General features: G+C 72.3%; 22 protein-coding genes. 13 read left to right on the top strand and 9 right to left on the bottom strand.

The features are described from left to right. Positions 1–8: 8 nt before the first annotated feature. The gene (locus tag OG389_RS06365) at positions 9–434 is read right to left on the bottom strand and encodes a pyridoxamine 5'-phosphate oxidase family protein (protein WP_328303559.1); all 426 of its coding nucleotides are present in this window, start codon (positions 432–434) and stop codon (positions 9–11) included. Between the two features lie 184 nt (positions 435–618). Between OG389_RS06365 and OG389_RS06360 the strand changes: the two genes are divergently transcribed. The 8 genes from OG389_RS06360 to OG389_RS06325 all read left to right on the top strand — a co-directional run bounded on the left by OG389_RS06360 (position 619) and on the right by OG389_RS06325 (position 7,277). Then, positions 619–1,233, top strand: coding sequence for a cysteine hydrolase (locus tag OG389_RS06360; RefSeq protein ID WP_328297483.1), 615 nt, complete (start codon positions 619–621; stop codon positions 1,231–1,233). An 18-nt stretch (positions 1,234–1,251) separates the two neighbouring features. Further along, complete coding sequence (locus tag OG389_RS06355) at positions 1,252–2,091, top strand: HipA family kinase (RefSeq protein WP_328297482.1); 840 nt, start codon at positions 1,252–1,254, stop codon at positions 2,089–2,091. Then, the gene (locus OG389_RS06350; RefSeq protein ID WP_328297481.1) at positions 2,088–2,471 is read left to right on the top strand and encodes a DUF3037 domain-containing protein; all 384 of its coding nucleotides are present in this window, start codon (positions 2,088–2,090) and stop codon (positions 2,469–2,471) included. Before OG389_RS06355 ends, OG389_RS06350 begins: the two co-directional genes overlap by 4 nt. 125 nt (positions 2,472–2,596) lie before the next feature. Next, entirely contained in the window at positions 2,597–3,358 is a 762-nt protein-coding gene (gene fabG, locus OG389_RS06345; RefSeq protein ID WP_328297480.1) for a 3-oxoacyl-ACP reductase FabG, read from the top strand. Between the two features lie 20 nt (positions 3,359–3,378). After that, on the top strand, positions 3,379–4,140 hold the full coding sequence (locus OG389_RS06340; protein ID WP_328297479.1) for an SDR family oxidoreductase: 762 nt from the start codon (positions 3,379–3,381) through the stop codon (positions 4,138–4,140). Between the two features lie 152 nt (positions 4,141–4,292). Further along, a complete protein-coding gene (locus tag OG389_RS06335) occupies positions 4,293–5,876 on the top strand; it encodes an ABC transporter substrate-binding protein (RefSeq protein ID WP_328297478.1) in 1,584 nt (527 codons plus the stop codon). 143 nt (positions 5,877–6,019) lie between these two features. Beyond that, positions 6,020–6,688 (top strand): uracil-DNA glycosylase, encoded by a 669-nt coding sequence (locus tag OG389_RS06330; protein ID WP_328303557.1) that lies wholly within the window; start codon positions 6,020–6,022, stop codon positions 6,686–6,688. 97 nt (positions 6,689–6,785) lie between these two features. Next, the gene (locus tag OG389_RS06325) at positions 6,786–7,277 is read left to right on the top strand and encodes a hypothetical protein (protein ID WP_328297477.1); all 492 of its coding nucleotides are present in this window, start codon (positions 6,786–6,788) and stop codon (positions 7,275–7,277) included. A gap of 85 nt (positions 7,278–7,362) precedes the next feature. Here OG389_RS06325 and OG389_RS06320 read toward each other — a convergent pair whose 3' ends face one another. Both OG389_RS06320 and OG389_RS06315 read right to left on the bottom strand, forming a co-directional pair. After that, on the bottom strand, positions 7,363–7,941 hold the full coding sequence (locus tag OG389_RS06320) for a hypothetical protein (protein ID WP_328297476.1): 579 nt from the start codon (positions 7,939–7,941) through the stop codon (positions 7,363–7,365). 112 nt (positions 7,942–8,053) lie between these two features. Further along, complete coding sequence (locus tag OG389_RS06315) at positions 8,054–8,578, bottom strand: DinB family protein (RefSeq protein ID WP_328297475.1); 525 nt, start codon at positions 8,576–8,578, stop codon at positions 8,054–8,056. A gap of 82 nt (positions 8,579–8,660) precedes the next feature. Between OG389_RS06315 and OG389_RS06310 the strand changes: the two genes are divergently transcribed. Beyond that, the gene (locus OG389_RS06310) at positions 8,661–9,566 is read left to right on the top strand and encodes a Gfo/Idh/MocA family protein (RefSeq protein ID WP_328297474.1); all 906 of its coding nucleotides are present in this window, start codon (positions 8,661–8,663) and stop codon (positions 9,564–9,566) included. On the opposite strand, the gene lnt is transcribed toward OG389_RS06310, so the two are convergent. From lnt to OG389_RS06285, 5 genes are all read right to left on the bottom strand, one after another. Further along, complete coding sequence (lnt, locus tag OG389_RS06305; RefSeq protein ID WP_328297473.1) at positions 9,490–11,166, bottom strand: apolipoprotein N-acyltransferase; 1,677 nt, start codon at positions 11,164–11,166, stop codon at positions 9,490–9,492. The genes OG389_RS06310 and lnt overlap by 77 nt on opposite strands. 74 nt (positions 11,167–11,240) lie before the next feature. Beyond that, positions 11,241–11,720, bottom strand: a complete 480-nt coding sequence (locus OG389_RS06300) for a nuclear transport factor 2 family protein (RefSeq protein ID WP_328297472.1) — start codon at positions 11,718–11,720, stop codon at positions 11,241–11,243. 69 nt (positions 11,721–11,789) lie between these two features. Next, positions 11,790–11,966, bottom strand: coding sequence for a hypothetical protein (locus tag OG389_RS06295; protein ID WP_328297471.1), 177 nt, complete (start codon positions 11,964–11,966; stop codon positions 11,790–11,792). Positions 11,967–12,086: 120 nt separating this feature from the next. Beyond that, the gene (locus OG389_RS06290; RefSeq protein ID WP_328297470.1) at positions 12,087–12,965 is read right to left on the bottom strand and encodes an undecaprenyl-diphosphate phosphatase; all 879 of its coding nucleotides are present in this window, start codon (positions 12,963–12,965) and stop codon (positions 12,087–12,089) included. A gap of 48 nt (positions 12,966–13,013) precedes the next feature. Then, positions 13,014–13,796 carry a TVP38/TMEM64 family protein gene (locus OG389_RS06285; protein ID WP_328297469.1) on the bottom strand — a complete coding sequence of 261 codons (783 nt, stop codon included), beginning with the start codon at positions 13,794–13,796 and terminating at the stop codon, positions 13,014–13,016. Positions 13,797–13,845: 49 nt separating this feature from the next. Here OG389_RS06285 and OG389_RS06280 point away from each other — a divergent pair, with 49 nt between their 5' ends. The 4 genes from OG389_RS06280 to OG389_RS06265 all read left to right on the top strand — a co-directional run bounded on the left by OG389_RS06280 (position 13,846) and on the right by OG389_RS06265 (position 17,909). Then, positions 13,846–14,562, top strand: a complete 717-nt coding sequence (locus OG389_RS06280; protein WP_328297468.1) for a DNA alkylation repair protein — start codon at positions 13,846–13,848, stop codon at positions 14,560–14,562. A 268-nt stretch (positions 14,563–14,830) separates the two neighbouring features. Beyond that, entirely contained in the window at positions 14,831–16,009 is a 1,179-nt protein-coding gene (gene tuf, locus OG389_RS06275; RefSeq protein ID WP_328297467.1) for an elongation factor Tu, read from the top strand. Positions 16,010–16,098: 89 nt separating this feature from the next. Further along, entirely contained in the window at positions 16,099–16,968 is an 870-nt protein-coding gene (locus OG389_RS06270) for a patatin-like phospholipase family protein (RefSeq protein WP_328297466.1), read from the top strand. 149 nt (positions 16,969–17,117) lie between these two features. Further along, positions 17,118–17,909, top strand: coding sequence for a spermidine synthase (locus OG389_RS06265; RefSeq protein ID WP_328303555.1), 792 nt, complete (start codon positions 17,118–17,120; stop codon positions 17,907–17,909). Here the strand turns inward: OG389_RS06265 and OG389_RS06260 are convergent. Continuing rightward, positions 17,896–19,287: an MFS transporter gene (locus OG389_RS06260; protein ID WP_328297465.1), complete on the bottom strand. Its 1,392-nt coding sequence runs from the start codon at positions 19,285–19,287 to the stop codon at positions 17,896–17,898. The two genes, OG389_RS06265 and OG389_RS06260, sit on opposite strands and share 14 nt — an antisense overlap. Positions 19,288–19,330 lie beyond the last annotated feature (43 nt).

The raw sequence follows: 19,330 nt of genomic DNA, 5'->3' as shown, positions 1-19,330 counted from the left end.
TGTCCCGCTCAGATCTTTCGGAAGTCCCACGACACGATCGAGTCCGGGGTCAGCCGGATCCACGCGTGCCGCCCGTCGTGCGGCATCTCCTCGATGCCGAAGTTCTTGACCGGGAAGATCCGCTCGGGCACGGTCAGCTCCTCGCACGGCTCGCCGGTGCGCGGGGCCTCGCCCACGAAGACGGCGTTGCCGGAGAGCTCCACCCCGCGCAGTTCGTCGTAGGCCTCGCCCGCGTCCACGACCACCGAGATCCGCGGGTCCTTGCGCAGGTCGGACCAGCGCCGGCTGCGGGTGATCGAGTACAGCCACAGGGAGGTGCCGTCCCAGACGAACCAGAGCGCGCCCACGTGCGGGCGGCCGTCGGGGGAGACCGTGGCCACCCGGCAGGTGCGCTGCTCGCGCAGGAACGCGTCCGTCTCCTCGGGAGTCATCATGATGCGCCGGCCCCGCCGCTGCGCTCCGTCCGGGCGGGCCCTGTCCGCAACCGATCCGTCCGCAACCGTCCCGTCCGCGACCGTCCCGTCCAAGCGTGTCTCGTCCATCCGCTCCGCGCCCCTTCACATCTGACTATGTGTCAGGAATCATGCGTGCTCTTCCGTCACCACGCCAGGGGGAGCCATGGCCGAACTCGATCCCGCCACCACCGCACTGCTCACCGTCGAGTGCCAGAGCGGCGTAGTCGGTGAGGAGAGCGCCCTGCCGGAGCTCGCCAAGGAGGCCCGGGACTCCGGCATGCTGGACCGGGTCGCGGCCCTGGTGGAGGCCGCGCGCGGGGCCGGCGTACAGGTACTGCACGCAGTCGCCGAGCGGCGGCCGGACGGGCTCGGGGCCAATACCAACGCGCGGTTGTTCCGGGCCGCCGGGAAGCTGCCGGTGCGCCAGCTCACCGGCAGCCCGGCCGTAGAGGTCGCCGCCCCCATCACCGTCGCCGAGCAGGACCTGGTGGTGCGCCGGCTGCACGGTCTCTCCCCGATGGCCGGAACCGACCTGGACGCACTGCTGCGCAATCTCGGCATCCGCACCCTCGTGGTCACCGGGGTCTCCTCGAACATCGCGATCCCGAACACCGTCTTCGACGCGGTGAACCTCGGCTACCAGGTCGTGGTCCCCTCCGACGCCATCGCCGGGGTGCCCGCCTCCTGCACCGCCGAGGTGATCCGCAACTCGCTCTCCCTGGTCGCCGCCATCACCACGGCCGAAGCGCTCATTACCCAGTGGGCTCCCGCGCACTGACCCCCGTAACCTGGGCGGATGCTGTCCGAAGTGATCGCGACCCGTTACGTCACGCCCTTGCGTGAGGGCGGCTCGCTGCCGGGGATCGTCGAGGCCGACGATCTTGGCACCTACGTCATGAAATTCACCGGAGCCGGCCAGGGCCGCAAGACCCTGGTCGCCGAAGTCATCTGCGGCCGCCTCGCCCAACGGCTGGGGCTGCGCGTCCCGCGGCTGGTGCAGATGCAGCTCGACCCGGTCATCGGGCTCGGCGAGCCCGACCAGGAGGTCCAGGAGCTGCTCAAGGCCAGCGGCGGGCTGAACCTCGGGATGGACTACCTGCCCGGCTCGATCGGCTTCGACCCGCTCGCGTACCAGGTGGACCCCGTGGAGGCGGGCCGCGTGGTCTGGTTCGACGCCCTGATCAACAACGTCGACCGGTCCTGGCGCAATCCGAACATGCTGGTCTGGCACGGGGACGTCTGGCTCATCGACCACGGCGCCACGATGATCTGGCACCACAACTGGCCCACCGCGCAGAGCGCCGCCGCCAAGCCGTACAACGCCTCCGACCACGTGCTGGCCCCGGCAGGCCCGGACATCGCCGCCGCGGCCGCCGAGCTCGCGCCGCTCGTGACACGGGAGCTGCTGACCGAGGTCGCGGCCGACGTGCCCGACGAGTGGCTGGTCGACGAGCCCGGCTTCGACTCCACCGACGCGCTGCGGCGCGCCTATGTGGAGGCCCTGCTGCCGCGCGCCGCCACGATCCACGAGAGGATCACGATGGAGGCCGAGGTGAAGGTCCGGTCGGGTCCGCCCGGCTGGCTCGCCGACCGCCTCGACCCCCGGCCCCGGAAGACGAAGAGCGGCAACGAGTGACCAAGCGGGACGTGTTCGAATACGCGCTGGTGCGTGTGGTGCCCCGGATGGAGCGCGGCGAGTGTTTCAACGCCGGTGTGATCGTCTACTGCAGGGCGCACTCCTACGTCGCCGCGCGCACCCTTCTGGACGAGGCGAAGCTCCTCGCGCTGGATCCGGCGGCCGACGTGGCCGGGGTGCGGGCGGCCCTGCGGGGGGTCGAGGGGGTGTGCACGGGCGGCGAGTCCGCGGGGCAGGCGTCCGGCGACGACGCGGGGCGGCGGTTCCGGTGGCTGATCGCGCCGCGCAGCACGGTGGTGCAGCCGGGTCCGGTGCACACCGGACTGACGGCCGATCCCGCCGCCGAGGTGGAGCGGCTGCTGGACCTCCTGGTCCGCTAGGGCCTGTCGGGCCGGAGGGCCGCCGTTGACACCGGGTGCCAGGGCTCCTAGCGTCTCCTCAGCTGAAGCTACTAAGCGGTTGCTCACCCCTGAGGGGCCGCTTTCCTAGGGCGAGGAGATCCAGCATGTCCACCACCGAGCAGCGCGTCGCGATCGTGACCGGGGCGGCCCGGGGCATCGGCGCGGCCACGGCCGTACGCCTGGCCGCCGAAGGGCGGGCCGTCGCCGTACTCGACCTGGACGAGGCGGCCTGCAAGGACACCGTCGAGACGATCACGGCGGCCGGCGGCAAGGCCGTCGCGATCGGCTGCGACGTCTCGGACAGCGCGCAGGTGGAGGCGGCCGTCGAGCGCGTGGCGAACCTGCTCGGCGCCCCCACGATCCTGGTCAACAACGCGGGTGTGCTGCGCGACAACCTGCTCTTCAAGATGAGCGACAGTGACTGGGACACCGTCATGAACGTGCACCTGCGCGGCGCGTTCCTGATGTCGAAGGCCTGTCAGAAGCACATGGTGGCCGCCAAGTTCGGCCGGATCGTCAGCCTCTCCAGCAGTTCGGCGCTGGGCAACCGCGGACAGGCCAACTACTCCGCGGCCAAGGCGGGTCTGCAGGGCTTCACCAAGACCCTGGCCATCGAGCTCGGCAAGTTCGGCATCACCGCGAACGCCGTCGCCCCCGGTTTCATCGTCACCGAGATGACCGCGCACACGGCCGCCCGGGTCGGCATGGACTTCGAGGACTTCCAGGCCGCGGCCGCCACCCAGATCCCGGTGCAGCGCGTCGGCCGCCCGGACGACGTGGCCAATGCCATCGCCTTCTTCGCCGGCGAGGACGCCGGCTTCGTTTCCGGCCAGGTCATGTACGTGGCCGGCGGCCCGCTCAGCTGACGAGAAGCAGGGAGCACGTCATGACGTACGACGGAACGGACAGCGGCAGGGTCGCGCTGATCACCGGGGCCAGCCGGGGCATCGGCTACGGCATCGCCGAGGCGCTGGTGGCGCGCGGCGACCGGGTCTGCATCACCGGGCGGGGCGAGGAGGCACTCAAGGAAGCCGTGGAGCGGCTCGGCGCGGACCGGGTGATCGCGGTGGCGGGCAAGGCGCACGACGAGGCCCATCAGGCCGCCGCCGTGGAGCGCACGATGGAGGCCTTCGGCCGCGTCGACTTCCTGGTCAACAACGCGGGGACCAACCCGGTCTTCGGGCCGATCGCGGACCTGGACCTCGGGGTCGCGCGCAAGGTCTTCGAGACCAACGTGATCTCGGCGCTCGGCTTCGCCCAGCGGACCTGGCACGCCTGGCAGAAGGAGAACGGCGGCGCGATCGTCAACATCGCCTCCATCGCCGGCGTCTCCGCCTCGCCCTTCATCGGGGCGTACGGGATGAGCAAGGCGGCGATGATCAACCTGACCCTCCAACTCGCGCACGAGATGGCGCCGGGGGTCCGGGTCAACGCGATCGCGCCCGCGGTGGTGAAGACCAGGTTCGCGCAGGCCCTCTACGAGGGCCGCGAGGCGGAGGCCGCGGCGGCCTATCCGCTGGGCCGGCTCGGAGTCCCGCAGGACATCGGAGGAGCGGCCGCGTTCCTCACATCTCCACAAGCGGAATGGATCACAGGGCAAACTCTCGTTGTTGACGGGGGCATGTTCCTCAATGCTGGAGTGCATTAACCGATAATCGGACGCATTTGCCTCCTGGTGGGAGGCAAATGCGTACCGAATGGGCACTTACTCGGTCAAGTGCCGCACGAAACCTGCCCATTGGATTCGTGATGCACTGCGGTAGGGTCTGCCGCACCCATGGCTGATCGAGGAGCGTGCACGTGTTCAACCGGACCAGATGCCTGCAGATCACTGCGGCCCTTGCGTCCATATCCCTGCTCTCCGGATGCAGCCTGTTCTCGGACGACGGCAGCGACGGCGCGAAGCGGATTGTCGTCGGGACGACGAGCGCACCCACGACCCTCGATCCGGCCGCGGCCTGGGACGGTTCCTGGGAGCTTTACCGGAACGTCTACCAGACCCTGCTGGCATTCCCCACGGGTGCCACCAAGCCCCAGCCGGACGCCGCGCAGAGCTGCGAGTTCACCGACTCCGGCAACGAGTCGTACCGCTGCATCGTGCGCAAGGGCCTGAAGTTCTCCGACGGCGAGCCGCTCGACGCCAAGGCCGTCAAGCACTCGCTGGACCGGATCCGGACCATCAACGCCCCGTCCGGCCCCAAGGCCCTCTTCGGCAGCCTGGACAAGATCGAGACGCCGGACGCGCAGACGGTGGTCTTCCACCTGAACACGCCGGACGCCACCTTCCCCTTCGTGCTCGGCTCCCCGGCCGCCTCGCTCGTCTCGCCGAAGCAGTACCCGGCCGACAAGCTCCGCGAGGGGGACAAGGTCACCGGCTCCGGCCCGTACACCCTCGAGTCCTACAAAGAGGGCGGCGAGGCGGTGCTGAACAGCAACGACAGCTACAACGGTTTCGCCGTCCGCCGCAACAACGGCGTCACCATCCGCTATTTCGCGGACTCCAAGAAGATGATCGCGGCGCTCAAGGGCAAGGAGATCGACGCGACCTACCGCGGTCTGTCCGCCCCCGAGATCAAGGACCTCCAGACCCCCGAATCGCACAACGAGGGCGTCCAGGTCGTCGAGAACGTCGGCGCGGAGATCCGCTACCTGATCTTCAACCCCAGGGACCCGCAGGTCGCGAAGCCCGCGGTGCGCAAGGCCATCGCCCAGATCGTCGACCGCGGGGCGCTCGTCTCCAAGGTCTACCAGGGCACCGCGGAGCCGCTGTACTCGATGGTCCCCAAGGGCGTCGTAGGGCACCGCACGCCCTTCTACGACATGTACGGCCAGCCGAACGTGGCGGAGGCCAAGAAGACCCTCAAGGACGCCGGGATCACCCAGCCGGTGGAGCTGACGTTCTGGTACACCACCGACCGCTACGGCGCCTCGACCGCCGACGAGTTCACCGAGCTCAAGCGGCAGCTGGACGAGAGCAACCTCTTCAGGATCACCCTGCGCGGCCAGCCCTGGAAGACCTTCCAGGAGGGCTACAAGAAGGGCGACTACCCGGTCTTCGGCCGCGGCTGGTTCCCCGACTTCCCGGACCCGGACAACTTCATCGCGCCGTTCGTCGGCAAGGACAACGCGGTCGGCACCCCCTACGAGCCCACGGTGATACTCAACGACCTCCTGCCCAAGTCCCGCCGCGAGAGCGACCGGTCGGCAGGCGTCCACGAGTTCGAACAGGCCCAGCAGATCTTCGCTGACGACGTCCGGCTGCTGCCGCTGTGGCAGGGCAAGCTGTACGTCGCCGCACGCGACGACATCGCCGGCGCCGAGCGGGCCCTCGACCCGCAGACCGTCATGCAGGTGTGGGAGCTGCACCGCAAGACCAGCTGGTAGCCGCCCCGGTGGTGCGGGCGGCCGCGGCGTTGTCAGTGGCCCCCGGTAAGTTCTCGTTCTGTCGCGCGAAGCAGTCGCGTCGCGCGAGGTTGAGGGCGTGAAGCCCCGAAGAACGTGTACCGGAGGTTGTTGCCGTGACCCAGATGCTGCCCGAGTCCTGGCTCCCCGTCCTCGGCGGGGAGCCGGACCAGCCCTACTTCAAGGAACTCACCGAGTTCGTCGAGAAGGAGCGGGCGAACGGGCCGGTCTACCCGCCCCGCGAGCAGGTTTTCGCGGCCCTGGAAGCCACCGCCTTCGACCAGGTGAAGGTCCTGGTCCTCGGCCAGGACCCCTACCACGGCGCGGGCCAGGGCCACGGCCTGTGCTTCTCCGTGCAGCCCGGTGTGAAGACCCCGCCCTCCCTGCGCAACATCTACAAGGAGATGCACGCCGAGCTCGGCACCCCCGTCCCGGACAACGGATATCTGATGCCGTGGGCCGAGCAGGGCGTCCTGCTGCTCAACGCGGTGCTCACCGTCCGCGAGGCCGAGCCCAACTCGCACAAGGGCAAGGGCTGGGAGAAGTTCACCGACGCGGTGATCCGTGCGGTGGCCGAGCGCCCCGACCCGGCCGTCTTCGTCCTCTGGGGGGCGTACGCCCAGAAGAAGCTCCCGCTGATCGACGAGGAGCGGCACGCGGTAGTCAAGGGGGCCCACCCCTCCCCGCTGTCGGCCAAGAAGTTCTTCGGCTCCCGGCCCTTCACGCAGATCAACGAGGCCGTCGCCGCCCAGGGCCATGCGCCGATCGACTGGACGATCCCGGACCTGGGCTGATGCCCGACCGCGCCTAGGCGGCATTGCCCGTGCCTGCGGCTAGCGTCTTGATGACCGGACCGGAGCAGGTCCGACGGAGCGCAAGCCGGAGGCCGCGTTGACGGAGCAGCAGGAGGCGTCCGAGGACGCCGTCATGACCAGGATCGGCCAAGCGGTCATCCTGCTGCACGCCGGTGATCGCGAGGAGGCCCGCAACCGGCTCGGCGAGATCTGGTCCGAGATCGGTGAGGGGGGCGACTCCCTGCACCGCTGCACCCTGGCGCACTACCTGGCCGACGCCCAGGACGACCCCGCCGAAGAGCTGGCCTGGGACCTGCGGGCCCTGACCGCCGCCGACGGCCCCGGCCCCCCGCCGGCCGTCCGGGTCTTCTACCCGTCGCTGCACCTGAACCTGGCCGCCGACTACGTCAAGCTGCGCCGGCCCGAGGCGGCCCGGATCCATCTGGCGCGGGCCCGCGCAGCCACCGGGGCGCTGGCCGACGACGGGTACGGCAACGGCGTACGGGAGGCCATCGCCCGTCTCGAGCGCCGACTGGCGGCGGAGCCGGCCCAGGGGCCGCCCAGGCCGTTCCCGGAGCAGAACCAGTAGCCGGTCAGGGGCCGGGGCCGGGGCCGTGTCAGGGGCCGTGCCCGGGACCCAGGCGGGGGAGCCGTGGCAGGGCCGCCCCGGCGCGTCAGCCGCTGTGGACGCCCGCGCAGATACGGGCCTCCGGGCTGTCCGGATGCCAGCGCCCGTGCCGGCGGCCCAGCGCGCACACGTCGGCCGGCCGCACCGGCAGGTCCCGCACCAGCTCGCCCGGCACCTCCGCGCCCTCGGAGCGGGGGTGGCGGGGGCGGTGTCCGCCGGGACGCCCGTCGGAGTGCTCGCGGTGCTCGCCGGGCTCGCGCGGCGCCGGGATCTCCGGGACCGGCGGTACGGCCCGCGAGTCGCCGCCGGCGGCGCTCGGGCCGGCTGTCCCGGAGCCCGCGGCCGGGGTACCCGACCGCGCCGCGGAGTGGCGTCCGGAAGCCGACGGAGCCGGTCCGGCCGGCCGCGCCGGAACCGCCTTCAGGGCCTCCAGGACGGGTGCCTGGACGACCACCGGCGAGGCCCCCTGCCCGCCACGGGGCTCGTACCGGGGCGGCGCCCCCGAGGGGCCGGGAGCGGCCGCGGGCCCCACGGGGGCCGGGGTCACGTTCACGCAGCCTGAGACGGCCGAGACCGCACAGGCGACGCCGAGCAGCAGCTTTGTCGTGGTTCGGGTTGGATGCACCCGCGCAACTCTGCTGTGCGAAGACCCGGTTGCGAAAATCCGGAGCCGATATTCACCCCGCACGGGTGACGGCTACTCGCTCGCTGACCGGTCCCGGACGACCCTCGCCGCACTACTCGCCGGTGGCGCCGTCGAGGTGCTCCCGCAGCAGGTCCGCGTGGCCGTTGTGGCGCGCGTACTCCTCGATCATGTGGGTGTAGATCCAGCGCAGGCTGAACACCTCGCCCCGGTGGTGGCTCTCCGCCTTCGAGACGAGGTCCAGGGAGCGGCCGGCCGAGGCCTGCCGGGCCAGCTCGACCTCGGTCTGCCACACCTGCTCGGCCTCGGCCCAGGTGTCCCCGTCCGCGAAGTGGAAGTCCCCGTCCGGGTCCTCCCGGGTGCTGTACAGCTCGGGCAGGTCCTCGCCCAGCAGGATCTCCCGGAACCAGTACCGCTCCACCTCCGCCATGTGGCGCACCAGCCCCAGCAGGCTCAGGGCGGACGGCAGCAGAGGGGTCGTGCGCAACTGCCCGTCGGAAAGCCCCTCGCACTTCCAGGCCAGGGTGGAGCGGTGGTAGTCGAGCCAGCCGTCGAGCATGCCGCGCTCGTCGGCCGTGGTGGAGGGTTCGGTGCGGTGCGATCCAGTGCTGAGGGTCATGGCCCCCATCCTGGTCGAACACGGGCCTGGTCACCAGCGATTAGGCTGCGTACTCCCACAAGGACAAACCTGGAGGCTCCCGGTGAAGGTCGGCTGCATCGGACTCGGCGACATCGCGCAGAAGGCGTACCTGCCCGTCCTCACCACCCGCCCAGGGATCGAACTGCACCTGCAGACCCGGACCCCGGCCACCCTGGAACGGGTCGCCGCCCACCACCACGTCCCGGCCGAACGCCTGCACACCGACCTCGACTCCCTGCTCGCGCAGAAGCTCGACGCGGCCTTCGTGCACGCCCCGACCGCCGTCCACCCCGAGATCGTGGAACGGCTGCTGCGGGCGGGCGTGCCGACGTACGTGGACAAGCCGATCGCCTACGAGCTCGCGGACTCGAGGCGCCTGGTCGAACTGGCCGAGGAGCGCGGGGTCTCGCTCGCCGTCGGCTTCAACCGCCGCCACGCGCCCGGCTACGCGCAGTGCGCCGACCACGCGCGCGACCTGATCGTCATGCAGAAGAACCGGGTGGGGCTGCCCGAGGACGTACGGACCTTCGTCCTGGACGATTTCATCCACGTCGTCGACACGCTGCGCTTCCTGCTGCCCGGCGAGGCCGACGGCATCGACGTACGGGCAGTGGTGCGCGACGGCCTCATGAGCCAGGTCGTGCTCCAGCTGTCGGGCGCCGGCTTCACCGCGCTCGGCATCATGAACCGGCTGTCCGGTTCCACCGAGGAGGTGCTGGAGGTTTCCGGGCAGGACACCAAGCGCCAGGTCGTCAACCTCGCGGAGATCATCGACCACAAGGGCCAGCCCACGGTCCGGCGGCGCGGGGACTGGGTGTCGGTGGCCCGCCAGCGCGGCATCGAACAGGTCGTGGACGCCTTCCTGGAGGCCGTCGCCGCGGGCACGACCCTCAGCGCTCGTGACGCGCTGCTGACGCACGAACTGTGCGAGCGGGTGGTGGACTCGGCTCTGGAGCAGGCGTCCTGAGCGGATCGACCGGGGGTGTTCCGGCCGGTGTCCCCAGCGCTGTCCCGGTCGGTGCCCCGACCGGTGCCACGGCCGGTTTCCCGGGCCCTGACCCGAGCCGCGCGGAGCGGGCGCCCGAGGCCGCGCAGTAGGCGGCCAGGACGGCCAGCGCCGCTCCCACCGGCCAGTCCCCGAAGCGGACGTAGAGGGTCGTGCCGGTGGCGAGCGGCAGCTCGTAGACCCGCGCCGTGCTCGCCGAGGTGGACAGCGCCGGCCCGATCCGCCCGCCGGACGGGCCGTGCACCTCGCTGATGCCGGTGAGGCTCGCGTGGACCTCGGGCCGGCCGGTCTCGGCGGCGCGCAGCGCGGACAGGGAGGCGTGCTGGGCCGGGGCCCAGCTGTCCTGGAAACTGGACGTGGCCGACTGGTCGATCAGTACGGCGGCGCCGTCGCGGACGAGGCGCCGGCTCATGTCGGGGAACGCCGACTCGAAGCAGACCAGCGGGCCGAGGCGGACGTCCGCCCGGCCGGGCAGGTCCATCAGGACCGGTGCGCTCCCCGGGACCCGGTTCTCGTCCGCCGCCTTGCCGACCGAGGTGGCCCAGCCCAGCAGCGCCCGAGCCGGTACGTACTCCCCGAAGGGCACGAGGCGCATCTTGTCGTACCGGTCGCCGGTCGGGCCCCCGGGACCGACGAGCACGGCCGATTTACGGATCCCGGGCCGGTCGGCGGCCCGGGCGTCCACGTTGACCAGCAGCGGAGCCCCGACCCGCACCGACAGGGCGGCGAGCCTCCGGGCCAGGTCCGGGCGGGCCGACAGATCCTCGCCCACACTGCTCTCCCCCCACACCACCAGGTCCGGGCGCTGCCCCGCCAGGGTCCCGGTCAGCCGCTCCCCGAGGGCGAACCGCCGCTCCGCGGCGTCCGGGCCGTCCGCGACCGGGCCCGGCTGCACGACGGCCACCCGCAGCACCCCCGAGACCTCCGGGCGCGGCGCCCACAGCCACACCACCCCCGTCAGCACGGCGCAGCCCGTCATCCCGGCCACCGCCGGGGCCCGCGCACCCGGCACCGAGACCAGCAGCACCAGCGCACAGTTCACCGCCACGACCAGCAGGCCGACCAGCCAGACACCGCCCACCGAAGCCAGCCGCAGCGCGGGCGGCACCTGCCACTGACTGGCCCCAAGCAGCCCCCACGGCCCGCCCAGCCCCTGCCAGGACCGGGCCAGCTCCGACAGCAGCCAGCCCGCCGGTACGAGGACCAGCCCGGCACCCGCCCTGCCCGCGCCCGGAGTGCCGCCGAGCAACTCCCGTACCAGCAGGGCCCAGGGGACCCAGAGCAGGCCCAGCAGTGCGGCCAGGGCGAACAGGAACACGTGCAGGCTGGGCAGCAGCCAGTGGTGCACGGCGAAGACGAACCCGGCGCCGCCGAGCCAGCCCTCCAGCGCGGCGCGCCGGCCGGTGGGGGCGGACCTCAGCAGCAGCATCCAGGGCACGAGGGCGGCGTAGGCGAACCACCAGAGCGCGGGGGCGGGGAACGCGAGGCAGGGCAGCGCTCCCGCGGTGACGGCCGCCGCCGCACGCCACCACGGGCCCCGCATCGAGGCCGTCAGCACCATGAGGCGCCTCCGCTTCCAGTGTGGAGCAGCCCTGCGGGCCCGGCCACGCGCCCGCCCTGCGCAGGACCGGCTCGTCAGAAGGACATGTGCCGCCACTTCTCGTGGACGGTGACCCCGGAGAGCCGCCAGCCGGAGCGGGCGGTGCGGGCGAGGGTGAAGGTGTAGCGCCCCGCCGCGACGAAGTTGGGCGCGGTGACGGCGGGGCCGGTCCCGTCGGCGTCCTCGCCGGCCAGCCGCATCGGGTTGAGGAAGTCCGCCCGCACCCGCGCCGTGTCACCGGGGGAGCCGTCCAGGTCGGCGACCTGGATCAGGCGGTTGACGATGAGGTGCTGGCGCACCGGGAACAGCTTCATCGTCTCGGCGAGCCAGTCCGCCACCTCCCCGGCCGGGCCCTCGATCCCGCCGGCCGAGCTGTAGTCGGCCCGCCCGCCCGGAGCGAACAGAGCGCGGTAAGCGGCCCAGTCGCCGTCGTCCACGGCCACCGCGTACTCCGAGACCACCTCGTCGATCGCCACCCGGTCCATCACGCTCGCAAGGTCCACACGCTGCGTCATCGGGTCAGTGTGAGGGCGCGGGGGCGTCGAGGCCAAGGGGCGTGCGCGCCCTGATCCTCCGGAGGCGGATCAGTGACCGGAACGCGCCTCCCGGGGCCGGACCACGACCAGGTACGCATCGCTGGCCAGGTCCATCACCACCTCCGCGGGCACGCCCTCGCGCAACCGCTGCGCCGCGTACTCCTCGGCGGGCCAGCTCCCCCTCGGACTCCCGGCCGGAAACCGTTCCAGCACCACTCGACCCATGGGACACCCCCTGCTGTACGCCTTCGCCTTCAGCTCTCTCCTTGCACAACGACGCGGAGGCCGCCCGGGAACGTTCCCGAACGGCCTCCGATTCACGCGAAGCGGTGAGCGGTGTCCGTGCTAGCCGGCGGACTCGCCGGCGTGCGGGCTGAGGACACCCATCCCGATCAGGGCGAAGAGCACGATGCCCAGCAGGATCCGGTAGATCACGAAGGGCATGAAGCTCTTGGAGGAGATGAACTTCATGAACCATGCGATGACCACGTAGCCGACGACGAAGGCGATGACCGTCGCGAAGATCGTCTGACCCCAGGAGATGTGGCCCGGGTCCTCCATCACGTCCTTGATCTCGAACAGGCCCGAGGCCAGCACGGCCGGGATGGCGAGGAGGAAGGAGTAGCGGGCCGCCGCCTCGCGGGTGAAGCCCAGCAGCAGACCGCCGGAGAGCGTCGCACCGGAGCGGGAGACGCCCGGGATCAGGGCCATCGCCTGGCAGAGACCGAAGATCAGGCCGTCCTTGACGCCCAGTTCCTTCAGGGTCTTGCGCTCGCGGACGGCGCGGTGCCGGCCACCCTCCTCGTCGCGCGCGGCCAGCCGGTCAGCGACGCCGAGCACGATGCCCATCACGATGAGGGTGGTGGCGATCAGCCGCAGATCGCGGAACGGACCCTCGATCTGGTCCTTGAAGGCGAGGCCGAGGACACCGATCGGAATCGAGCCGACGATCACCAGCCAGCCCATCTTGGCGTCCTGCTCGGAGCGCAGCGCCTTGGTGTACAGCGAGCGGAACCAGGTGGAGACGATCCGCGCGATGTCCTTGCGGAAGTAGATCAGGACGGCGGCCTCGGTGCCGATCTGCGTGATGGCGGTGAAGGCCGCTCCCGGGTCCGTCCAGCCGGCGAATGCCGCGGTCAGCCGCAGGTGGGCGCTGGAGGAGATCGGGAGGAACTCCGTAAGCCCCTGGACGAGACCGAGGATTAGGGATTCGAACCAGCTCATGTCGGGGTGCGCTCGTCCTTGTGATCGTCGGGCAGTTCGGGTCCGATGCTAGGGCCCGTGGGGTGCGGCCGTGACCACAGGGGGGTGTACGGGCTTCAGTTCCCGCGCGGGCGCGGGCCGTACGCGGCGCCCCGGTGCCGGTGCGGGACGGCCCGCGGGCTGTGCCGAGGGCTCTCCCGCAGGCAGCAGCCGGTGCCGCTTGCGCCATGCGACGACCGCCGCGCCCACCGCGGACAGGGCGATGAAACCGAACGAGGCGAGGAAGGCCGGGGAGGTCGGGGAGGAGGCGCTGGCGCCCGCGACCACGTACGCGGCGGTGTTCGGGATCACCCCGATCGTGGTGGCGAGGAGGAAGGGGAGCCAGCCGCAGCGGGACAGCGCGGCGGCGTAGTTGGCCACCGCGAAGGGCAGGCCGGGGAAGATCCGGACCGCCAGCATCGAGCGGAAGCCGTGCCTGGCCAGCTGGTCGTCGGCCGCCCGCAGCCAGCGTCCGCGGATCAGCGGACGCAGGGCCTCGCGGCCCATCATCCGGCCGAGCCCGAAGGAGATCCCGGCGCCGGCGACCGTGCCCGCGACCGCCGCGACCAGGCCGAACTGCGTCCCGAAGAGGGCACCGGCGGCCAGGTTCAGCAGGGGGCGCGGCACCAGGGCGGCCGTGCACACCCCGTACGCCGCGGCGAAGAGCAGGACCGTGGTGCCCACCGGGAGCCCCGGGGGCCACCCCTCCGAGAGCAGGCGCTGGGGCTCGTACACCACGACGCAGACGCCGGCCGCGACGAGCAGCACGACGAGCAGCGAGAGCCGGGTCCACGGCGCGAGGAGGAGGGACATTCCGGGAGACTAGCCGACCCCCGTGGCCCGGCGCCGTAATCTGGGCCTCATGCAGTCGAACGGCCAGCGGCGTCCGAGGGTTCCGCGCAGCGACCTCGCCGAGCTGCTGGAGGCGCGCCTCACGGAGGCCTTCGGCGCCGCGGCCGACGCGGAGCAGGCCGGGCACATGGCCGCGTACATGAAGGACGTCGCGCCCTTCCTCGGGATCCGCACCCCGCTGCGGCGCGAGCTCTCCAGGGCCGTGACCAAGGACACCCCGAAACCGTCCGAGGCGGACTGCGCGGCGCTCGCGCTGCGCTGCTGGGACCTTCCGCAGCGTGAGTACCGGTACTTCGCCGCCGACTACCTGCGCCGGCACGTCTCCCGCTGCTCCTCCGGCTTCCTGCCCGTCGTCCGGCACCTGATCGTCACCGTCCCCTGGTGGGACACCGTCGACTCGCTCGCCGCGCACACGGTCGGCCCGCTCGTGGCGGCGGACCCGGCGCTCGCCCCCGTCATGGACGAGTGGATCGGGGACGAGGACCTGTGGGTGGCCCGCACCGCCCTCCTCCACCAGCTCACGTACAAGTCGGCGACCGACGCCGGTCGGCTCTTCGCGTACTGCCGCCGCCAGAGCGACCACCCCGACTTCTTCGTCCGCAAGGCCATCGGCTGGTGCCTGCGCGAGTACGCCAGGACGGACCCCGGGGCGGTGCGCGCCTTCGTGGTCGCCGAGCGAGACTCGCTGTCCCCGCTCTCGGTGCGCGAGGCGCTCAAGAACCTCTGAGCGCGGGTCGGTTCGCGAATAATCGGTCGACGGTGCGCACCCCGTCGGGCAGGATCGACGGCATGTCCAGGTACGCCTTCCCCGCAGCGCCGTCCGCAGTCGCGGACGCGCCGAAGGCTGCCTTTCCCGCAGAACTCGCCGCGGGTGCACCCGCATTCGGCGGCGCACGAAGCTGACCCTTCCCGGATCGTCCGGCGGACCCCACAGGGGGAGGGTCGGTTCGCTCAGGGGTCCCGTAATTCCAGCTTCGGACACACGGGAAGACATCATGGCCAAGACGGCCTTCGTGCGCACCAAGCCGCACCTGAACATCGGCACCATGGGTCACGTCGACCACGGCAAGACCACACTGACCGCCGCCATCACCAAGGTCCTCGCCGAGCGCGGCGGCGCCTCCTTCGTGCCGTTCGACCGCATCGACCGGGCCCCCGAGGAGGCCCGGCGCGGCATCACCATCAACCTCACGCACGTCGAGTACGAGACCGACACCCGGCACTACGCCCACGTGGACATGCCTGGCCACGCCGACTACGTGAAGAACATGGTCACGGGCGCCGCCCAGCTCGACGGGGCGATCCTCGTGGTCTCCGCGCTCGACGGGGTCATGCCACAGACCGCCGAGCACGTGCTCCTCGCCCGGCAGGTCGGCGTGGACCACATCGTGGTCGCGCTGAACAAGGCCGACGCCGGGGACCCCGAGCTCACCGACCTGGTAGAGCTGGAGGTCCGCGAGCTGCTGAGCGCGAACGGCTACGGCGGGGACACCGCCCCGGTCGTACGGGTCTCAGGGCTCGGGGCGCTGGACGGCGACCCGCGCTGGACCTCGTCGATCGAGGCCCTGCTCGACGCCGTGGACACGTACGTGCCGATGCCCGTGCGGTACACGGACGCACCGTTCCTGATGCCGGTGGAGAACGTCCTCACCATCACCGGGCGGGGGACCGTCGTCACCGGCGCCGTGGAGCGGGGCACCGTACGGATGGGCGACCGCGTCGCCCTGCTGGGCGGTGACGGCGAGGCTCTGGAGTCCGTGGTCACCGGACTGGAGACCTTCGGGAAGCCGATGGAGTCCGCCGAGGCCGGGGACAACGTCGCGCTGCTCCTGCGCGGGGTGCCGCGCGACGCGGTGCGCCGGGGGCACGTGGTGGCCGCGCCCGGCAGCGTCGTACCGACCCGGCGCTTCACGGCGCGGGTCTACGTCCTGTCCGCCCGCGAGGGCGGCCGCACCACGCCGGTGGCCTCCGGCTACCGGCCGCAGTTCTACATCCGCACCGCCGACGTGGTGGGGGACGTGGACCTGGGCGAGGCGGGACTGGCCAGGCCGGGGGACACGGTGACGATGACCGTGGAGCTCGGGCGGGACGTCCCGCTGGAGAGCGGGCTCGGATTCGCGATCCGTGAAGGCGGGCGCACCGTCGGCGCGGGAACGGTGACCGAGGTCGGGTAGCCCGGACACCGGTAGTGCCCCGCTGTGGTGGCGGTGGTCGGCTTGCGCCAGACTGCCGTCACCACTGGCATGCGGGGAGGGAGCGGTTCATGGGCGGCGGGAGCGGTAGCAGCGGCGAGGGCACGGGCACGGCGCTGGTGCTCGGCGGTGGCGGGCTGACCGGCGTGGGCTGGGAGGCCGGGATGCTGTACGGGCTCGCCCGTGCGGGCGTCGACCTCTTCGGTGCCGACCTCGTCGTCGGGACCTCGGCCGGATCCGTCGTCGGCGCGCAGCTCGCTTCCGGACTGCTCAGCCCGCAGGAGCTGTACGAGCGACAGCTCGGCGACCCCCGGGGGGAGCTCCCCGCGAAGCTGGGGGCGTCGCTGATCGCGAAGTACGCCGTCGCGATGGTGCGTTCGGGCGACGCGAAGGCCTACCGCCGCCGGGTCGGTGCCCTCGCGCTCGCCGCCGAGACCGAGACGGAGACGGCGCGCCGCGAGGTGCTGCAGGCCCGACTGGTCTCGCACGAGTGGCCCGAGCGGCGCTTCGTCGTCGCCGCGGTGGACGCGCTGACCGGCGAACTCGCCGCCTTCGAGCGGGGTGGCGGGGCCGGGCTGGTCGATGCCGTGTCGGCGAGCTGCGCCGTGCCCGGGGTGTGGCCGCCCGTGACGGTCGAGGGGCGGCGGTTCATCGACGGCGGGGTCCGTTCCGCGACCAACGCCGACCTCGCCGCCGGATACGCGCGCGTGGTGATCCTCGCGCCGGTCACCATGGGGGCCGGGATGATCCCCTCCCCGGCGGCGCAGGCCGCGCGGCTGCGCGAGGCCGGGGCGAAGGTACTCCTGATCACCCCGTCGGCGGCGGCCCGGAAGGTCTTCGGGCGCAACGTACTGGACCCGGCCCGGCGCGATCCCGCGGCGCGGGCGGGGCTGGAGCAGGCCGCCGAGCACGCGGTGGCGGCGGCGGAGACCTGGGCCTAGAGGCCTTGGTGCCGGTGCCGGTGCCGGTGCCGGCACCGGTCAGCGGGGTCCGCGGTGGACGATCCGCCGGCGGGCGCCCCGACAATGGTGCGGTGAGTGACGAACAGATTCCGGTGATCCGGGACGTGGCCCAGGGCACCGCCAAGCTGATGCCGGACATCGACCGGGAGCGGGCCTGGCTGCTCACCGTGGACGGGGCGCCGCAGTCGTACGTGGACCTCGACGACCCGGAGCACCTGGAGTTCGAGTACGTGCGCCGGCTCGCGCACGTACTGGACTGTGTGGGCGAGCCGGGCGCCGGGCTGGACCTGCTGCACCTGGGCGGTGGCGCACTGACGCTGCCCCGGTACGCGGCGGTGACCCGGCCGGGGTCGCGGCAGGACGTGGTCGAGTTCGACGCCGGCCTGGTGGCGCTGGTCGGGGAGTTCCTGCCGGTGGTGGCGGGGAGCGGGATCACCGTGCACACGGCCGACGCGCGGACCTGGCTGGCGGCGGCGCCCGGCGCGAGCGCGGACGTGGTGGTGGCGGACGTCTTCGGGGGATCCCGTGTGCCGGCTTCGCTGACCTCGGTGGAGTACGCGCGGGAGGTGGCGCGGGTCCTGAGGCCGGGCGGGGTGTACGTGGCGAACCTCGCCGACGGGGCGCCGTTCGACTTCCTCCGGGGGCAGCTCGCGAACTTCGGGGCGGTGTTCGGGGAGCTGGCGCTGGTCGCGGAGCCGGGTGTGCTGCGGGGGCGGCGGTTCGGGAACGCGGTGCTGCTGGCTTCGGAGCGGGAGCTGCCGGTGGCGGGGCTCTCGCGGGTGTGCGCGGGGGACGCGTTTCCCGCCAGGGTGGAAGCGGGGGTGGCGCTGGCGCGGCTGGTGCGGGGGGCGGTGCCGGTGTCCGATGCCGATGCGGTGGCTTCGCCCGAGCCGCCGGCGGGGGCGTTCAGCCTCGGCTGAGGGTGGTGGCGGTCCGGTCCGTGCCGGTGCCGGTGCCGGTGCCGGTGCCGGTGCTGGACTGAGCGGGCCCGCATTCGGCGGGGCTGGATTGGGCGGGTCCGGATTTGGTCGTGCGGGGTGGTTTGCGGGTCATGTGGCGGACGTCCGGGACCAGGAGGACGGCTGCTGTCACCGTGACCACCAGGGCCGCGCAGGACCAGAGGGCCGGGGTGCGGCCGATGGCGGATTCGACCGGGCCGGCCACCGCCGTGGCCAGGGGGAGCATCGAGACCGAGCCGAACCAGTCGTAGGCGGACACCCGGGAGAACTTCTCCTCCGGGATCTCCTGGTGCATCGTCGTCATCCAGCTCACGCCGAACACCTCGATGGCCGCGCCGCTCACGAACATCACCGCGCACAGGCCCCACACCGGCAGCGGCACCGCCAGCCCCGCCGAGGGCAGCGCCAGTGGGAACACGCACAGGGTGCCGACCAGCAGCAGCCGGCGTGGCTTCCAGGCCATCATCAGGACGGCCCCGCCGATGGTGCCGAGGCCGAAGAGGGCCAGGGCCAGGCCCCAGGGTGCCGGGCCGCCCAGCCGGTCCCGGGCGACCAGAGGACCGTAGACCGCCTCCGCGGCGCCGACGACCGCGACGACCACGGAGAACTGGAGCACGATGCTCCACAGCCAGGGGCGGCTCCTGAACTCCACCCAGCCCTCGCGCAGATCGGCGAGCAGGCCCCCGCCGGGAGCGCGGTCGGACACGTGGCCGACGTCGAGGAAGGCCCGCAGGGCTCCCGCGACGGCGAAGGCGGCGGCGTCCACGGCGAGGACCCAGCCGGGCCCCATCGTGGCGATCATGGCTCCGCCGAGGGCCGCTCCGCCGATGCCGGCGCCGTTCATCGCCATGCGGAAGAGGGCGAAGGCGCGGTTGGCGTGCTCGCCGGAGACGCTGGAGAGGAGCATGCCCTCGGCGGCCGGGTTGAAGAAGGCCGTGCCGGTGCCGCACAGCGCGGTGAGCAGCATCATCTGCCACAGCTGCGGGTCGCCGGCCAGGACGAGGACGGCGAAGGCGGCCTGCGAGACACAGTTCAGGGCATTGGCCGCGACCATGACGCGGTGCCGGGGTATCCGGTCGGCGATGGCCCCGCCGATGAGCAGGAAGAGGACGAGCGGCAGGGTGCGGGCGGCGGCCACCAGACCGACGTCGCCGCCGGAGCCGCCGGCGTCGAGCACCGCGAAGGCGGCCGCGATGAGCGCTCCGTGGCTTCCGAGGTTCGTGACGACCGCCGCACCCGTCAGCAGGGTGTAGTTGCGGCCCGCCCACTCCGGCCGGCGGCGCCGGGGGGAGGAGGATGAACGGGACGTACCGGGGGAGTTGGTGGGGGGAGAGCTCACCCCCGGACTATCCCCGTCCCGGGCCGGGAATCCAAACGGATAA

Source organism: Streptomyces sp. NBC_00435, from assembly GCF_036014235.1.
In the GTDB taxonomy this organism is placed as follows: Bacteria; Actinomycetota; Actinomycetes; order Streptomycetales; family Streptomycetaceae; genus Streptomyces.
Note: the sequence above shows the minus strand (reverse complement) of the source record. Positions and strands in the feature narration are given on the sequence as shown.